The 17,189-nt window shown below is 41.8% G+C and carries 17 protein-coding genes and 1 pseudogene; 9 read left to right on the forward strand and 9 right to left on the reverse strand.

Features of this window, described 5'->3' with window-relative positions:
- Window positions 1-614: 614 nt before the first annotated feature.
- Window positions 615-1,766 carry a methionine adenosyltransferase gene (gene metK / locus BCU91_RS05075; protein ID WP_102439707.1) on the forward strand — a complete coding sequence of 384 codons (1,152 nt, stop codon included), beginning with the start codon at window positions 615-617 and terminating at the stop codon, window positions 1,764-1,766.
- A 141-nt stretch (window positions 1,767-1,907) separates the two neighbouring features.
- Here the strand turns inward: metK and BCU91_RS05080 are convergent, their stop codons facing one another.
- Window positions 1,908-2,510: a flavin reductase family protein gene (locus tag BCU91_RS05080; RefSeq protein WP_102439708.1), complete on the reverse strand. Its 603-nt coding sequence runs from the start codon at window positions 2,508-2,510 to the stop codon at window positions 1,908-1,910.
- A 316-nt stretch (window positions 2,511-2,826) separates the two neighbouring features.
- Here BCU91_RS05080 and BCU91_RS05085 point away from each other — a divergent pair, with 316 nt between their 5' ends.
- On the forward strand, window positions 2,827-3,417 hold the full coding sequence (locus BCU91_RS05085; RefSeq protein ID WP_157936101.1) for a GNAT family N-acetyltransferase: 591 nt from the start codon (window positions 2,827-2,829) through the stop codon (window positions 3,415-3,417).
- 47 nt (window positions 3,418-3,464) lie between these two features.
- Here the strand turns inward: BCU91_RS05085 and BCU91_RS05090 are convergent, their stop codons facing one another.
- From BCU91_RS05090 to BCU91_RS05100, 3 genes are read right to left on the reverse strand one after another with little or no spacing between them, the layout of a single operon-like run.
- Window positions 3,465-3,830 (reverse strand): hypothetical protein, encoded by a 366-nt coding sequence (locus BCU91_RS05090; protein WP_102439710.1) that lies wholly within the window; start codon window positions 3,828-3,830, stop codon window positions 3,465-3,467.
- Window positions 3,831-3,880: 50 nt separating this feature from the next.
- Window positions 3,881-4,423 (reverse strand): GNAT family N-acetyltransferase, encoded by a 543-nt coding sequence (locus BCU91_RS05095; RefSeq protein ID WP_102531024.1) that lies wholly within the window; start codon window positions 4,421-4,423, stop codon window positions 3,881-3,883.
- On the reverse strand, window positions 4,420-4,647 hold the full coding sequence (locus tag BCU91_RS05100; protein WP_102439712.1) for a hypothetical protein: 228 nt from the start codon (window positions 4,645-4,647) through the stop codon (window positions 4,420-4,422). Before BCU91_RS05100 ends, BCU91_RS05095 begins: the two co-directional genes overlap by 4 nt.
- 194 nt (window positions 4,648-4,841) lie before the next feature.
- Between BCU91_RS05100 and BCU91_RS05105 the strand changes: the two genes are divergently transcribed.
- Window positions 4,842-5,258, forward strand: a complete 417-nt coding sequence (locus BCU91_RS05105; RefSeq protein WP_102531025.1) for an META domain-containing protein — start codon at window positions 4,842-4,844, stop codon at window positions 5,256-5,258.
- A 71-nt stretch (window positions 5,259-5,329) separates the two neighbouring features.
- Here BCU91_RS05105 and BCU91_RS05110 read toward each other — a convergent pair whose 3' ends face one another.
- Window positions 5,330-6,667, reverse strand: coding sequence for a dicarboxylate/amino acid:cation symporter (locus BCU91_RS05110; RefSeq protein WP_102439714.1), 1,338 nt, complete (start codon window positions 6,665-6,667; stop codon window positions 5,330-5,332).
- Window positions 6,668-6,863: 196 nt separating this feature from the next.
- Window positions 6,864-7,085: pseudogene (locus BCU91_RS20530) on the reverse strand (hypothetical protein); the annotation flags it as partial.
- Window positions 7,086-7,360: 275 nt separating this feature from the next.
- On the opposite strand from BCU91_RS20530, the gene BCU91_RS05115 reads away from it, so the two are divergent.
- Complete coding sequence (locus BCU91_RS05115) at window positions 7,361-7,816, forward strand: GNAT family N-acetyltransferase (RefSeq protein WP_102439716.1); 456 nt, start codon at window positions 7,361-7,363, stop codon at window positions 7,814-7,816.
- Between the two features lie 90 nt (window positions 7,817-7,906).
- Here BCU91_RS05115 and BCU91_RS05120 read toward each other — a convergent pair whose 3' ends face one another.
- From BCU91_RS05120 to BCU91_RS05130, 3 genes are all read right to left on the reverse strand, one after another.
- Window positions 7,907-9,274 (reverse strand): L-serine ammonia-lyase, encoded by a 1,368-nt coding sequence (locus BCU91_RS05120; RefSeq protein WP_102439717.1) that lies wholly within the window; start codon window positions 9,272-9,274, stop codon window positions 7,907-7,909.
- Window positions 9,275-9,464: 190 nt separating this feature from the next.
- Window positions 9,465-10,757 carry a serine/threonine transporter gene (locus BCU91_RS05125; protein ID WP_102531026.1) on the reverse strand — a complete coding sequence of 431 codons (1,293 nt, stop codon included), beginning with the start codon at window positions 10,755-10,757 and terminating at the stop codon, window positions 9,465-9,467.
- 498 nt (window positions 10,758-11,255) lie between these two features.
- Window positions 11,256-12,029 carry a ribonuclease H family protein gene (locus BCU91_RS05130; protein ID WP_102439719.1) on the reverse strand — a complete coding sequence of 258 codons (774 nt, stop codon included), beginning with the start codon at window positions 12,027-12,029 and terminating at the stop codon, window positions 11,256-11,258.
- Window positions 12,030-12,131: 102 nt separating this feature from the next.
- On the opposite strand from BCU91_RS05130, the gene yjjX reads away from it, so the two are divergent.
- The 5 genes from yjjX (at window position 12,132) to BCU91_RS05155 (ending at window position 16,952) form a co-directional block, all read left to right on the forward strand.
- Window positions 12,132-12,689, forward strand: coding sequence for an inosine/xanthosine triphosphatase (yjjX, locus tag BCU91_RS05135; protein WP_102476923.1), 558 nt, complete (start codon window positions 12,132-12,134; stop codon window positions 12,687-12,689).
- Between the two features lie 81 nt (window positions 12,690-12,770).
- On the forward strand, window positions 12,771-13,811 hold the full coding sequence (locus BCU91_RS05140; protein ID WP_102439721.1) for an NADP(H)-dependent aldo-keto reductase: 1,041 nt from the start codon (window positions 12,771-12,773) through the stop codon (window positions 13,809-13,811).
- 148 nt (window positions 13,812-13,959) lie between these two features.
- Window positions 13,960-15,210 carry a cysteine desulfurase gene (locus BCU91_RS05145; RefSeq protein ID WP_102439722.1) on the forward strand — a complete coding sequence of 417 codons (1,251 nt, stop codon included), beginning with the start codon at window positions 13,960-13,962 and terminating at the stop codon, window positions 15,208-15,210.
- A 79-nt stretch (window positions 15,211-15,289) separates the two neighbouring features.
- Window positions 15,290-15,736 carry a SufE family protein gene (locus BCU91_RS05150; protein ID WP_102531027.1) on the forward strand — a complete coding sequence of 149 codons (447 nt, stop codon included), beginning with the start codon at window positions 15,290-15,292 and terminating at the stop codon, window positions 15,734-15,736.
- 34 nt (window positions 15,737-15,770) lie between these two features.
- Complete coding sequence (locus BCU91_RS05155; protein WP_102531028.1) at window positions 15,771-16,952, forward strand: membrane dipeptidase; 1,182 nt, start codon at window positions 15,771-15,773, stop codon at window positions 16,950-16,952.
- The last annotated feature ends 237 nt before the right edge of the window (window positions 16,953-17,189 follow it).

The raw sequence follows: 17,189 nt of genomic DNA on the forward strand, positions 1-17,189 counted from the left end.
CTTTATATAAATAAATATTATGAGTTATAGCTTGGTAGTATACAAAATAGCGTACCAGCTAACAATTACGTTTACATTTATTTAACAAGCGATTTGTGTTGATATCGGCGCTTTTTTTAGTGATAAATGCTAAAGGCACAGCAGCATTATTTAAAATACAACTTACTTGTCTGATTTTATTCAATAAAGACACGAGGTTAACCACAGTATTTTTTCAGAGCTTAGCCTCTCTTAAGGCTTATCAAACTCTGTATAGGTACAATAAAGTGGAATCTTGCTGGTTTACATAAGGCTTAATGACCATATTTCTAGTAAGTCAATAAGGGGGCCTCTATTGATAAGCCCAAATCCACTGGCTAAATAAATTGTTTAATTTAGCATACAGCCTTAAAAAATATCACCACAAAAAACACATTAAACTAATACAATCATAAAGATAAGCACAACTAATTCCTAAACAAGCTTTTAGGTTGAATTTAATTATTTGCGGCATTGCACAATTTTTGACTTATTATCGTATTGGGGGGTGTTATCATTTTTAAATTCGACTAAAATAGACGTCTAGATGTAGATACCTCTACACGTTCAAATTCAAAAAGACGAGATTTCCCATTATGGCAAACCACTTGTTCACCTCTGAGTCGGTCTCAGAAGGTCATCCAGATAAAATCGCTGATCAGATTTCTGATGCAGTATTAGACGCAATTTTAGAGCAAGACCCTAAAGCGCGTGTTGCTTGTGAAACTTACGTAAAAACAGGCATGGTATTAGTCGGTGGTGAAGTCACAACTTCTGCATGGGTTGATATCGAAGAAATCACGCGTAAAACAGTGCGTGAAATTGGTTACACTCATTCTGATATGGGTTTTGATGCTGATTCTTGCGCCATTTTAAATGCCATTGGTAAGCAGTCTCCTGATATCAACCAAGGTGTTGACCGCAGTGATCCTGCAGAACAAGGCGCTGGTGACCAAGGTTTAATGTTTGGTTATGCCAGCAACGAAACTGACGTATTAATGCCTGCTCCTATTACTTACGCTCACAAACTTGTGAAACGTCAATCTGAAGTACGTAAAGATGGCACCTTACCTTGGCTTCGCCCAGATGCAAAAAGCCAAGTTACCTTTGCTTATGATGAAGGTAAAATTGTTGGTATCGATGCAATCGTTCTATCAACTCAACATCGTGAAGATGTTAGTCAGGAAGACTTAATCGAAGGCGTAATGGAAACCATCATTAAGCCAGTTTTACCATCACAGTGGTTAAACAAAGATACTAAGTACTTCATCAACCCAACTGGCCGTTTTGTTATTGGTGGCCCTGTAGGTGACTGTGGTTTAACCGGTCGTAAAATCATCGTTGATACCTATGGCGGCATGGCGCGTCATGGTGGTGGTGCTTTCTCAGGTAAAGACCCATCAAAAGTTGACCGTAGTGCTGCATACGCAGCACGTTATGTAGCGAAGAACATCGTCGCTGCAGGTCTTGCAGATCGTTGTGAAATCCAAGTTTCTTATGCAATCGGTGTAGCAGAGCCTACCTCAATTAGCATCGAAACATTTGGTACCGGTAAAGTATCAGAAGACGTATTAATTAAGTTAGTTCGTCAACACTTCGAACTGCGCCCTTACGGCCTAACAGCGATGTTGGATTTGGCTCGTCCAATTTACCAACAAACTGCTGCTTATGGTCACTTCGGCCGTAACGAATTCCCATGGGAAGCGACTGATAAAGCTGAAATCTTACGTGCTGATGCCGGTCTATAATTAGCCCTCATTACAGTATGTAAAACTAAAAAAACCGTCAATTGACGGTTTTTTTATATCTGTAATTTGCTGATTAATTCACTTTGGCCATTTCGCTAGGGTTTTAATTCGTTATAGTCTTGCAGAGCACATAAACTGTCACTACTTACGAGTAAGCTTAACCTTCTCTCTGGTTAAGCAGTAATCACTGCCGGCCATTCTTCCTATGGCATCTAATTTGTCACTATCGATTCTAAAATCCTCAATGATGTCATCTTTAACATGAATAGCGACGACATTACCTAATATTAAATGGCCTGATAACGGTTCATTGCCCAAATCAATAATCTGATTAAGCTGGCACTCAAAGCTAATTAGCGCTTGCTTAACGAGACTCGGCTTAACTATAGATGCTGGGGCTTTTTCAATGTTGGCATACTCAAATTCATCTATATCCGCAGGAATATGATGGCAAGTTTCATTCATCACCGCTAAATCAGGATAGCTCACTGTATTGATGACAAATTCACCCTGTTGGCGAATATTAGTTAACGTATCCTTTTCCTGACCATCATCCATGCCCATAGGGTTGAAACACAGCACTGGCGGGTTAGCGCTGGCCACAGTAAAAAACGAAAAAGGTGCTAAATTGGCCACCCCATCAACAGAAATAGTGGAAACCCATGCGATGGGTCTAGGCGTTACTCCACCAATCAATAACTTATATATTTGTTGCTTACTTAACTGTTGTGGCGACAATAACATTAGGCTCTCGCAAATATTCTTAATAGGGTAAATCACATTCAACTTTAACAGTACTATGTCAGGTATGTACGCTGTATAGGTTTTAAAAATATGTTAACCCAACAGATTTTGATCGGTTAAAGATGAAACTCCTTTGCAAGATATCAAACCGCTGTTCAGAATGACAATTGCTCAATTCTAACAAGGGAGTAATGAAGCGAGTCTTTTCTATCTAAGCCATCAATTAAACATTAAAATTGTGCCATCCAATAACAAAAGAATGAGCTTTCACCTTTCAGAACTTTATCGCTCTACATACTCAATAGGTAAAAATTTAATGCGTAAAACCCAATGGTTATTTGATGATGTCACTCAATTCAAAACGTCAATAGCACCAGCGATGACAGCCGGGCAACAAAAGTGCTGGTCAATGCTGAAACAGTTTTACAAACAACAGATGCCTTATTCAAAGCCAACAATGAAAGAAGATATAGCGGTGATCATGGCTCAAGATACTCAGTTACAGCAGTCGAATATTGATAAAGAAATGAATGAACCTGTTAATACAGTTTCTAGTGCCGCTATTGCTAAAGGAAAGAGTCGCAATAATCCTGACAATAGTATTATTGCGGTAGTAAGAATAAAGCCCATTGGCCAATATCAGTTGGTAACCGGCCTTGTCGTTGCTAGTGAGTATAGAGGCGGTGGACTTGCCCATACATTGCTAGCATTCATTGCTGAAAAACTAAAATGCGAGCAATGTTTTGTATTTTCCTTACCCCATTTAACCCAACTTTATCAAGAGCATGGCTTCAATGAGGTAAAACTGGCGACAAATGATATTCAACAACTTTATCTAAAACATCATTCACCACAAAAACCATTGGTGCTAATGCAGCTGCAGACTCAACTTTCTTCTAGAAAATAGTTTAAAAGCAACCGCTTGTTAAAAACTTCGCGTTAATAATCGTTTCGTTAACAGTGATCAAAATGCGCAGTTTCGACACACATAAAGGAAATCTGCTGTAATGATAAAACTGGTACATTCATCACTCGACCATTGTCAGTATCAAGTAGGTGATTGTCAGTACTCAGCACAATTTGCTCTTGATAACCATTTGAACGCCCGCATAAAATCCATTGGTCTTGCCATTTTACTGCATATATTGACTGAGCATTCCCGCTGGTTGTCGGCTGCTTATTAAGCTCAAATGCTTCACAATCCAAATCATTAGCCGCAAGCACACCCACTACAATTTTTAAATTCTCGAATGCTGATAGTCTTAACGACAAATAAGATGCAAATAACTCATTAAACAGCTGAGTTGTATTTTGTTCCATAGTGACCTCTTAAACCTCATCTTGATGTCTTTTTCGATGAGAGTACGATACTAATTAGCTAACACCAGTAAATAATAATCACGCTGCTGAAAGCCAAAATAATCGACCACTTCCATCGATGCCTTACGGGTATGTGCGGCAAAAGATAATGCATTATCTTCAGCAATGAAGGTGACCATATAAGGTAGCTTTTTGCCTACATGCCTTGCTAACTGACTAACCAGTTGTTCAAAAATACCTTGGCCGCGATGATTACTATGGATCCAAATAGGACCATATTGGCAACTGTTACTCTCAGATAAACGGCTATAACCCATTTCGATACTGGGTAAGCGCTTTAATATCGCTTGATAGATAGACCAAGATTTAAATAGGGACCAAGGGCCAGCAATAACATAACCAATAATCTTGCTATCGCAGCAAGCCAGCATTATCCAGCCTTGATTAATTAAGCTGGTAATTTGCGGCTCCGAAAAGTGTTGCCCTTCCATCCCCTGTCCATTTGACCCTAGCTCATCATGCATATGAGTTAGCTCAAGCTGAGCAATTTCAGCGGCATCATCTCGTTGGGCTAATCGATAACTAACTTTCATTTATCTTGCTCATCATCAGTTGAGTTTACGGCTTGTTTTTGCGCCCAACTAAAAACCAGGGCTACCGGATAAGGCGCCATGATGACAAACCCAAGCCCAATTAAACACGCCACGACTAACATGCCAGAGACTTGACTAGCCACTTCAGTGAATAAATACAAACCAGCGCCGACGGCGACAAAAATCAATCCAACGGCATGCAAAATTTTAAAAATGTTACTCATTAAACTCACTCTTTTTGGCTAATAGCCTTATTGTATCGCCTTATCGGGCAGATTCGGCTGATTTAACATTTATTGATTAAATAAGGCGGTAATAAAATCAGTAAATTATCATTAATTATTATTCAAGATGAAAAAAATCAATGTGACTCAGTATATACTATGGCTATTAACGACCCTATTTGGAAATGCCTCTCATGTTCAAACCTCTCCTCGGCGCGTGTTGTATTATTTTTGGACTCAGTGCTTGTCAAAGTGCGCCGCCTCCAGTTGAACAAGTCAATCTACTTGGCAGTTGGCATATTGAAACCGCGCTATCAAATCCTGTGATTGATAATAGCCCTGCACAAATTACCTTTGCTGAAGAAGGTAAATTATCTGGCAACAACAGCTGTAACCGCTTCTTTGGTGATTATAGCCAGCAACAAGATAAGCTAAGCTTAACGCCTGCAGGCACTACCAGAATGGCCTGTGTTGAAGTATTGATGCAGCAAGAGCAAAGTATTATGAAAGCAATGACGTTAGTCACCAATATCAAACAAGCGAAATCGGGTAAGCTATTACTAAAATCTCAAGATGGCACCACCTTATTGGTATTGGCTAAACAAGATTAGCTTGCGATTAAACAAAAAAAGAGTGAAGCCATGGCTTCACTCTTTTTGTATCAATCGCTCACAGCATGATGCTAGCTAGGTATTTTTACCTGTGACTCAGTTTGTTGTAATTCAGTTTCTGCCTGCTGCACAATCATCGCAGACTGCTCCATATCCGCATTATAATGCTCAACATCAAGTTCATCTTCAGAGCGAGCAATCATAGTCGTTGCCACTAAGTCTCCTGAAACGTTAACCACTGTTCGCGCCATATCTAATATTCGGTCGATACCGGCAATAATTGCCACACCTTCAAGTGGTAAGCCTACCGTTGTTAACACCAAGGTCAACATCACTAAACCAGCGCCAGGCACACCCGCAGTGCCAATTGAGGCTAAAGTCGCGGTAAGAATAATCGTTATGTATTCAACCCAAGTTAAATCCACCCCAAATGCCTGAGCAACAAATAACGCAGTCACGCCCTGATAAAGCGCTGTGCCATCCATATTAATGGTGGTTCCCAGTGGCAATACAAAGCTTGAAATCTTTTTATTCACACCTAAGTTTTCACTGGCACACTTCATGCTCGCAGGCAGGGTTCCTGCTGAACTTGAAGTGGTAAATGCCACCGCCATCGCATTAGCAATGCCTTTAAAAAACTGCAGCGGATTGAGTTTGCCAAACACAGTTAATACTAAGCTGTAAAAACCAAGAATATGTAATGCACACCCCAAATAAACCGCTACAATGACTTTAATTAGCGGCAACAACATCTCTAAGCCATACTCACCTGCAACCCAAGCCATCAGGCCAAACACGCCATAAGGTGCTAACTTCATCACCATGTCAGTCAGCTTGTACATGGCTTCTGCTAAGCTTTCAAATAGCTTAATCGCAGGCTTGCCACGCTCGCCGATTAACACCAGTGAAATACCTAATGCCACAGCAAATACAATTACCTGCAGAATTTGACCACTGGCTAGTGCCGCGACAGGGTTAGTCGGCACAATATTAATCAAGGTATCCATTAAGCTTGGCGCTTGCTTTACATCGGCTGCAGCTGCAGCCCCTTTAAGACCAAGACCTGCACCAGGCTGCATGATATAACCGACAAGCAGGCCAATACTGATAGCAATCGAAGTGGTACCTAAATAAAAGGCAAAAGACTTAAAGCCAATTCGGCCCATTTTCGCCGTATCCTGCATCGAGGTCACACCAACAATGAGCGAGCAAAATACCAAAGGAATAATTAACATTTTGATGGTATTTACAAACAAAGTACCAATGGGTTTTAAATAGTTGGCATCTTCACCTAGGCTTACCCCAGTAATAATACCTAGCACCATACCTATGAGGATTTGTAACCACAAAGGAACTGACATCCAGCGAGACCAGGCCCGACCAAGAAGTGAAGGAGCATGTTTTGACATGATTTAAAACCCTGTAAAATTGATAGTTGAGTAATTAAGTACGCTGCTTATGATATGACTAACGAATGCACCGCTAAAGGTGGCATATATCACGATAAAAATCGGCGACGCATACTAGCATGACACCTCAACTACATTAGATGATCTAGGTCACCTTATAAGGTCTATACACTATAAATTACAGGGTTTAAGCGCATTAAGCTTCAAAAACAGTTTCAGCCTCATCAGTACCGACCTTTAGAGTATAAAGTGCTGCCGGAGGTCGCTCCCTTTCAATTAAGTAACTCCAGTAATCATCATCAAATCCCGCGAGAAAATTATTGCCCTCGCCACGTGATTTTAAGATTAACCACCACCAGACCATGCCCCAACAGCCAAAGGTGACTATGGTGAGCAAAAAATGCAACAAATGATTAATCGAAGGCTGTGTAAGCGATCTGACTGTAGTAGCATGAGCTAAGTGAATCCTATTAGGGTGGCTAAAATATCGCCTAACCCTAAATTGATAGCGTCGGTAAATCGATGAGCTGACAGCTTTATTAGCCTGAACCGTAGAATTTAATCCTGATTGACATTGAGCATGTGGCTTTGCCATAACTGCCCCCAAAAACAAAACAAGTATAATTATTAAGCATAGCAGCTTAGACTTTAGTCGAATAAAAATTAGCACTATTTTTATATCAAGGAGCCACAATGAAAATAAGAAAAGGCCAACTATCAGATTTATCAGCATTAGTTGAATTTAACCAAGCCATGGCAATGGAAACTGAGCAGCTTCACTTGGATAATGAACAGCTCACTAAAGGGGTGAGCACTATGCTAAGCAGCCCAGAAAAAGGCTTTTATTTAGTGGCTGAGATAGATGGTGACATCGTGGGTTCATTAATGGTCACCCTTGAATGGAGTGATTGGCGCGCAACTAACTATTGCTGGATCCAAAGTGTGTATATACGCCCGCAAAACCGCCGCCAAGGAATATATGGCAAACTTTATCAGCAAGTTAAAGCAATGGCTGAGGACATGGGCGGCGCGGCCAGTTTCAGATTATATGTAGAGCATGATAATCATGCCGCTCAGCAAACCTATAAGGCACTCGGCATGGAGCAAAGCCATTATTTGATGTTTGAACAGCTTCCAGAAGCTCACTAATCAGCGTCAACTATCAAAAAATCTCAATAAAAAAGGCTTTCAAATGAAAGCCTTTTTTATTGAGTTCAAGCTGTTATCTCAAACTAAAAATTAAGCACAAAGGTTAGTCACTTTAATGGCTAAGCCGCCTTGACTGGTTTCACGGTATTTAGAGTGCATGTCTTTGCCAGTCTCATACATAGTCGCGATCACTTTATCTAAGCTTACTCTAGGCTCTGAATTACGACGAAGCGCCATACGTGAGGCATTAATCGCTTTAACCGATGCTATGGCATTACGCTCAATACAAGGCACCTGCACTTGACCTGCGACTGGATCGCAAGTTAAGCCAAGGTTATGCTCCATGCCAATTTCAGCCGCCATACACACTTGTGAAGGTGAGCCGCCCATTAACTCAGCTAGGCCCGCCGCCGCCATAGAACACGCCACACCCACTTCACCCTGACAGCCCACTTCAGCACCAGAGATTGACGCATTACGTTTATAAAGCGAGCCGACTGCCGCTGCTGCTAAAAAATAACGACTGCATTCTTTAGGGCCAACCTTTTGAATAAACTTATTATAGTAAGCTAATACCGCAGGAATAATCCCAGCAGCGCCATTGGTTGGTGACGTCACCACGCGGCCACCAGCAGCATTTTCTTCGCTCACAGCTAAGGCAAATAAGTTAACCCAATCAATTATTTCCATTGGATCATTACTTAAACGCTCACAGCGTAATAACTCACGATGTAACGCTGGCGCTCGACGTGACACTTTTAGCGGCCCCGCTAACACCCCTTCAGTATGACAGCCCTTTTCAATGGCGTTTTGCATGGTTTTCCATACTAAACTAAAGCCAGTGTACATCTCTTCTTCAGTGCGAAAACACAGCTCATTTTGCTTCATCAAACCGCTGATGCTTAAACCTGACTCTTTGCAGTGCGCCATGAGTTCATCAGCAAAATTAAAGTGATAAGGTACTTTTACCCCATTAGAGTGTGTTTGATTAAACTCAGCTTCATCAACAATAAAGCCACCACCGATTGAATAGTAGGTATTTGAGTAAACACGCTCATCACCAATCCAAGCATGCAACTTCATCGCATTTTCATGTAATGGCAGCGTTTCAGGATGAAACACTAATGCATCAGTAGGGAACGCCACATGATGAATCGCATCACCAATGATAATTTCTTCGGTTTTAGCCACTTGAGCAATGAAATGTTCAATAGCTTCAATATCCACAGTTTCAGGCTCATTACCGGCTAAACCCATAATAATAGCGATATCAGTATGATGACCCTTTCCCGTTAGTGAAAGAGAACCATAAACATCCACGGTAAATTTAGTAATTTGTGTTAGCTGTCCTTGTTCAATTAAATCATCAACAAACCGATTAGCCGCTTTCATTGGGCCTACGGTATGCGAGCTTGATGGCCCAATACCAATCTTAAAGATTTCAAATGCACTAAACATAGATGTACCTCAACACTTTTGTATCTAAGCGCGCGGTTTTGGCTATCATGTCAAATCAACATCGATTGTAGTTAATCAGTTGAGTTAACTTAATTCACTTGGACCAAAACAACACACTAAAACAGCAAAGATAAAACAGAAAAGAGGAGCATCAAAGATACTCCTCTACTACAGCAAAACTTGAATTAATTTAGCTCATTAAGCCAAATAGAATCGCTGTCATAGCCAGTAAACCAGCAATAACCACAAACACATTACTAATGCGGCCACGGTAAGCTTTTAGCGCAGGTACTTTATGGACAGCATACATAGGCATTAGATAAAGGATTGCAGCAATAATCGGACCGCCCAACGCTTCAATCATGCCTAAAATGCTTGGGTTAATAACCGCAACAATCCAGATGCTGAAGAACATGAAAGCCAAAATGAATTTATTTAGCTTAGCCTCTGATACTTCTTTATTACTGCTACGTAATTGCTTAGTGATCATGCCTTTTAAACCTTCAGTCGCCCCTAAGTAGTGGCCAAAGAAAGAAGAAATAATCGCAATAAACGCAATAATAGGGCCAAAGTAGCTCACAAAACCACTTGAGTGAACATTGGCTAAGTAAGACAAAATAGCTAAGTTTTCACTCTTTGCTTCAGCAAGTTGCGCTGGGCTTAATGATAAAACACAAGAGAACACGAACAGCATCACGAAGCCTACAAGCATCATTGAGGTGTTACGTAAAATCACATCTGCTTTTTTAGCTGCATTGTTGCCATGCTCACGCTTAAGTGACACAGAGAATTGTGAAATTGCAGGAGAATGGTTAAAAGCAAAGATCAATACTGGAATAGTTAACCAAACAGTACCAAAAAACTCACCTGCCGATGGCACCACTTGCAAAGCATCCATTTTCCAGTCAGGAATTAAGTAAAATGACATAAATGCCAAAATCGCAACCAGTGGGTAGACTAAAAATTGCGTCACTTTCAGCATGAATTTTTCACCCGCAACCATCACTGACATCATGCCAATAATAAGTAATGCCGATAATAAAAAACGTGGCGGTGAGGCAAAGCCAAGCTGGTGAACAATAAAGCTATCAACTGTGTTAGTAATACCAACACCATAGATAAGCACAATAGGAAAAATAGCAAAGAAGTATAACAGCGTGATCGCTTTACCCGCATTAACGCCAAAGTGCTCTTCTACCACTTGAGTAATATCACTACCCGAATTCTTAGAAGAGCACACAAAGCGAGATAAACCGCGATGAGCAAGGTAAGTCATAGGTCCAATAATAACGGCCATCATGACTAAAGGCCAAAAACCGCCCATACCCGCGTTAATAGGTAAAAACAAAATACCGGCGCCAACAGCGGTGCCAAATAGACTTAACATCCAAGTGGTATCTTGACGACTCCAGCCTTTAACTTGAGTTTGCTCACCTTGAGTTGCTACAGCAACATCCTGCGCACTGATTGAATCTCTTTGCATGGAATAACCTTTGAGGTAACTAATTTGGCGCGGAGAATACAGTGTTCTTATTTGAGAATAGTGACCTAGTTCATTTTTTTGATCCCACACAGCAATAAGAGAGGCGCAATGTGCGCATGATCAAATATTAACTTGGTTACTAATACAGCTTCATTAACAACAATTAATTTAATTGCCAACATTAGATACAAATGATCAACTGCGAATGTACTGCAAAGTCACAAGCCAAAGGGGTTTAAACACTAATAACCTAGTGAATACTTGACTATTTCAATCAAGTAACTCAAGGTTTTTCGATGAAAAAATAGCCTTATCACTGTCGAAAGGGAAACGAGAAGGTTAGCTTGAAATAGAAGATTAGCTTGAAAAAGAAAGTTAGCTGGAAATAGATAAGTAAGCTAAAAGCAAAGTTAATATTCACCCAGCAAAGCGTCGAATTTACATTTTTACAGCGGTAAATTCGACTCAACTGAAGTTATATACGATATAACAATATCGCTAGCCCGTTCTTAAACTTAATATGGCGGCGACATCCAGCGCCTTGTCATATTTGACAAACCCAGTCAGTTTTTGATCAATGGCATAAATCGACATACGGTCGGCCAATTCATTGCCTTCAATCCCCACATGAGCGGCAACGTGTTCAATCTCCATATCATCTTTAATGGCATCATAAAGTTCATGAGCCTGCTTAATGACTTCAAGATTGGCGATATCACCGGCAGTCTTGCGTTTCCAGCCTTTTGACTTCCAGCCATAAGCCCAATTAGTGATGCAATTAATCGAATATTGGGAGTCACTGAGTATTTTAACCGTTTGATTAGCCTTAATGGCCTTTTGTGCCACTAATATCGCTTGATAAAGCGCATTCAATTCGGCGCTATTATTGGTGCCATTGGGATTATATAAACCAAACCACAACTCAGCGACTGCGCCATTACGGTAAATCGCCATGCCTGAGCCCGCTTTACCAGGGTTGGGCTCACAGCCGCCATCAGTGAATATCATCACCTCATGAGTGGATAAATCAATCTTAGCTTTGCTGGTCGATGTTGTTTTAGTCGCAGTGCTAGCTTTACTTTTCGCGCTAAAAGCCGCTTTACCTATACTTTTACTTGCCGATGCGCCAAATGCCGCTTTAGCCTCTGCTTCAGTCGGGAAAGATTTGTATTTTGCTTGGGGAAATTTATCCACCTGCTTCTTGGTATAATCCCAACTGGTAAAAATGCCGGTCTCACGCCCTGCCCAAACCACATAAAACTTCTTCGCCATAATGACTTCTCTATAAAATCGCTTAAGATACTCAATGCGCACCAGTTTAGCGTATGACGTAGCAAAATCACCAACTGTTCAGTAAAACTTGGATACTAATTTATGCCTCAAGCACCATTAACGATTATTGTCGGCTCAAATAACCCCGTAAAAATCAATGCCGCCAAAGTGGCCATCAGTCAGTATTTTCCTGATCGTAAAATCAATTGCAGCGGCATGCATGCGCCCTCGTTAGTGGCCGATCAACCCATGACAGATGCAGAAACCAAATTAGGGGCCATTAATCGCGCCCAGTTTTGCCAGTCGCAATACCAATCAAATGCCCAAGAGGCTGACTTTTTTATCGCGATGGAAGGCGGTGTTGATAATTTTGACCATGGCCCTGCGACATTTGCTTATATGGCCATCATTCATAAGCAACAACTATCAGTTGGTCGCAGCGCGCTACTGCCATTACCCACTCAAGTTTACCAAGCGCTAGAGCAAGGTGAAGAGCTGGGCCATGTTATGGATAAACTCTTTAATACCCACAACATTAAGCAAAAAGGCGGCGCAATTGGATTACTCACTCACGGCTTAGCAACCCGCGAAAGCATTTACACCCAAGCGATTATTTTAGCGATGGCGCCTTTTATGAATGCTGAATTTTTCAACAATTAGTTTGCCCATAGGAATAAGTTACTTTGTTTTATGGATAAAGATTGCTAACTTCGAAGTAACTCGTTTCCATAGGAGAATTAAATGGAATATCAACGCATAGCGCATTCTAGCCTTGATGTTAGCAAGATTTGTCTTGGTACCATGACATGGGGCGAACAAAATACCCAAGCCCAAGCTTTTGCACAAATGGATTACGCCATTGGTCGTGGAATTAACTTTATTGATACCGCTGAAATGTATCCTGTGCCACCCAGTGCTGACACCCAAGGTGAAACTGAGCGCATTATTGGTCACTACCTTAAACAAAGAGGTAATCGCGATAATTTAGTCATTGCATCAAAAGTGTCAGCTGCAGGCCCTAAAAGTGATTTTGTTAGACCAAACATGGCCTTAGATTGGGTCAACATCCACCAAGCGGTTGATGCATCACTAGAGCGACTACAAGTCGATACCATTGATTTATATCAGCTGCACTGGCCTGATAGACACTGTAATTACTTCGGTGAGCTACTTTACGACCAACTGGATGATGAACATCAAACCCCTATTTTAGAAACCTTAGAAGCATTAGCTGAAGTCATCCGCCAAGGAAAAGTGCGCTATATCGGCGTGTCCAATGAAACCCCTTGGGGCTTAATGCAATACCTTCGATTAGCTGAAAAGCATGGCTTACCCCGCATCGTCAGTGTGCAAAATCCTTATAGTTTGCTTAATCGCAGCTTTGAGGTGGGCATGTCTGAAATCAGCCACCGTGAAGAATTGCCTTTGCTGGCCTACTCGCCTTTAGCTTTTGGCGCATTAACAGGTAAATATGAAAATAATCAGTGGCCTGAAAACGCCAGATTAACGTTATTTAAGCGCTTTGCCCGCTATAACAGCACAGCAATGGCAATTGAAGCTACTCAAGCTTATGTGGATTTAGCCCGTGAGTTTGGTTTGTCGCCAACCCAAATGGCCTTAGCCTTTGTTAATTCAAGACGCTTTGTCGCTTCAAACATTATTGGCGCTACCAATCTTGAACAGTTAAAAGAAAATATCGATAGCCTTGATGTTAGTTTGTCCGCAGAGCTTATTGGCCGCATCAACGAGCTGTCTAACCTTTATCGCTTGCCTTGCCCATAACAAGTGTGAATAACAGGGGTTAATAAGACCTTTTGCCAATCAGCATATTGATGCTTGCAATAAGCGCTACAATCTATGAAGATCGTAGCGCTTTTCTTATGCTGAAGCGATAACTTCAGCGATTCATCATTAACTTAACGAGCTTTCAATGACAGTGCCTGTGGATACCGTTTTAATTAATAATGCCTTTGATCACCAAGCTATTCGATCTCAGTTTCCAATATTGGATCAACAGCTAGATGATAATCCATTGTGTTATTTAGATACGGCAGCCACCAGCCAAAAGCCTGTTAGTGTCATTGAGGCAATGACTCAGTATTATCAGCATGATAACGCTAATGTGCATCGCGCCGCCCATCAGTTATCAGCCAGAGCCACAGCCAACTATGAACACGTTCGTCATCAAGTTAAGCAATTTATTAATGCTAGCCAAACTGAAGAAGTTATTTTCACTCACGGCACCACTGAATCGATCAACATGGTCGCTGCAGGCTTAAGCAAACAGCTTAAAGCTAATGATATTATTTTAGTTGATAGCGCCGCCCATCACGCCAACTTAGTACCATGGCAACAATTGGCCAAAAATACCGGCGCTGTGGTTAAACCCATTCCACTGAATGAGCATTTATCCATTGATATCAATGCCTATTCAGCACTGCTTAGTTTAAAACCTAAGCTTGTGGCCATAAGCCATGTGACCAATGCGCTGGGGTCGGTAAATGATGTCAGCCAATTAGTTGAGCTTGCCCAGCAAGTAGGTGCACTCACTCTTGTTGATGGCGCTCAGGCCATCGCCCATATCGATGTCGATGTACAACAAATTAACTGCGACTTTTATGTGTTTTCAGGCCATAAAATGTATGGCCCCACTGGCGTTGGGATCTTATACGGCCGTTATGCCGAGCTCGATAAGCTTGAACCGCTGCTAACAGGCGGCGAAATGATAAAGTCGGTGAGTTTTGAAGCTACCACCTTTGGGGAACTGCCCAATAAATTAGAAGCGGGCACCCCAGCGATTTCAGCGGTTATCGGTTTAGGCGCAGCAATTAGTTTTATCAATGGACTGCCAAAAGCTGAGTTACTGGCCCATGAGCAAAGCTTACTGAACTATTTGCAAAATGAACTCAGAAACTTAGGCGATATAACCCTTATTGGTGCAACGCCGCATAATATTGGCGTGGTTGCGTTTAACTTGGCACAAGAGCATCATCAAGATGTTGGGATACTACTTGATCAACAAGGCATAGCCGTTCGTTGTGGCCACCACTGCGCCATGCCATTAATGCAGCAGTTAAACATTAAAGGTTGTTGCCGAGCATCCATTGGCCTCTATACTAATAAGCAAGACATTGACCTGTTTATCGCGGCGCTGGGTAATGTTAAAGATCTACTGTTATAGCCTGATGTTTTAGCCAGGCTTTTTAACCTTAGCTTTATAGCTGCAAATACTCTCCACCACCTGATAGTAAATTGAGAAAATGACTAACCAATTACCACAACCCCAAGAGCACTGTTTTAAACCGCTAGATAATAAGGTCGCACAAGCCGTCAGCGCGATTGAGTCAGCAAGCAACTGGCAAGATAAATACCGTCAAATCATGCTGGTTGGTAAAGCCCTACCGACACTTGATGATGCCTTTAAGCTAGAGTTAGCCCAAGTAAAAGGCTGCGAAAGCCAAGCGTGGCTTTACCATAAAGCGATTGATGGCAAACATTTTTTTTGTGCCGACAGTGATTCACGTATAGTTAAGGGTCTAATTGCTATACTGTTATATGCAACTCATACAAAAACCAGTGCCGCCATTAGTGCATTTGACTTAACTGAGTATTTTGAACAATTAGGACTTAGCGGCCAATTAAGCCCCTCTCGTACCAATGGGCTTACCGCACTCGCCAATGCTATTAAGCAATACGCCGCAAACTAATCAATAATGATTACGAGCGTTAAAAGGAATAACAATGTCTGAAAGCGCTTGTAACCAAAACAGAAGAACCCTACTTAAAGGGATCGCTGCAACCAGCTTACTTTGCCCGCTGTATAGCACTTCTGTGTTTGCCGCCTCCAAAAAGCGCCTCTATATTGATGGTTTATCATTTCTGCCCGAAAACCTAGCAGATGTTCGCGAATCAAAACTTGATGCTTACATCTGTGATATCTCCGCTATCGAAACTATTACACAGCCCGATGGCACCACCAATTACAAACGCACCTACCAAGCCTGTATTGAAAGTATAAAACAAGCTAAAAAAGTGGTCGATGATAACCCTTCAGTTTTATTACAAGGGCTAACAGGCAACGACATTGCCAAAGCCCGAAATGAGCAGCGCACCGCGGTGTACTTTCAAATCCAAGGCGCTGACTGTGTTGAAGCCGATGCCGATAACGCTAACAGTGGCGATAAGCCTTGGCCACAACTAGACCAATTTCACAAACATGGTTTACGGGTGCTGCAATTAACCCACCACTACGGCAACCGCTTTGCCGGTGGCGCATTAGACAATGATGGCTTTCAAAGCCTCAATAAGCCACTGACCGCTGATGGTAAGGCATTAATCGCCGAGCTTAATCGTCACAATATTCTTATCGATGTCAGTCACTCAAGTCCGCAAACCGCACTGGATACCGCTAAAGTCTCCACTAAACCCATAGTGCAAAGCCATGGCGCTGTGCGCTCCATCGTCAATAATGCTCGCTGCTCACCCGATGAAGTGATCCGCGCTATTGCCGACACTGGCGGTGTGTTTGGTATTTTCATGATGAGCTTTTGGCTCACCAATAAGCCTGTGCCGAGTATTGATGATTATATTCGTCAACTTGATAGAGTCGCTAGACTGGGCGGCATGGATGCAGTAGCCATTGCCAATGATTTCCCACTGCGGGGCCAAGAAAACTTACTGGCGTTAAATAACAATAACGCTGAAGGAGTTAAACAATACCTGGGTTGGTGGCAAAGTCTTGCTGATAAAAATGTATTAGGCTTTGACCATACCCCAGAGCATGTGGTTATCCCAGAATTTAACCATATCGACAGAATGAGTCGCATTGACGATGCACTGGCCAAAGCACGTTATAAGTCGAGCGATAGAGACCGCTTTTTAGGTGGTAACTGGCAAAGAGTGCTTAAACAAGTGTTGGTTTAATTTACATCGGATTTAGACCTACATCCTTTATTTCCAAACTCCGTTTGGATTAACATTGTGGCGCTTCGTTCACACCTGATTTATTTTTTTAAATATTTCCAAACTCCGTTTTATTAACGTCGTGGCGCTTCGCCCGCACCAGATTTAGGCTGTAAGTTTCCTTTGTGTATTTCCAAACTCCGTTTGGATTAACATCGTGGGTTTTCCACCCACACCCGACCAAAAGGGTATCAACAG

It is taken from the genome of Shewanella sp. 10N.286.52.B9 (assembly GCF_002873635.1).
Lineage (GTDB): Bacteria > Pseudomonadota > Gammaproteobacteria > Enterobacterales > Shewanellaceae > Shewanella.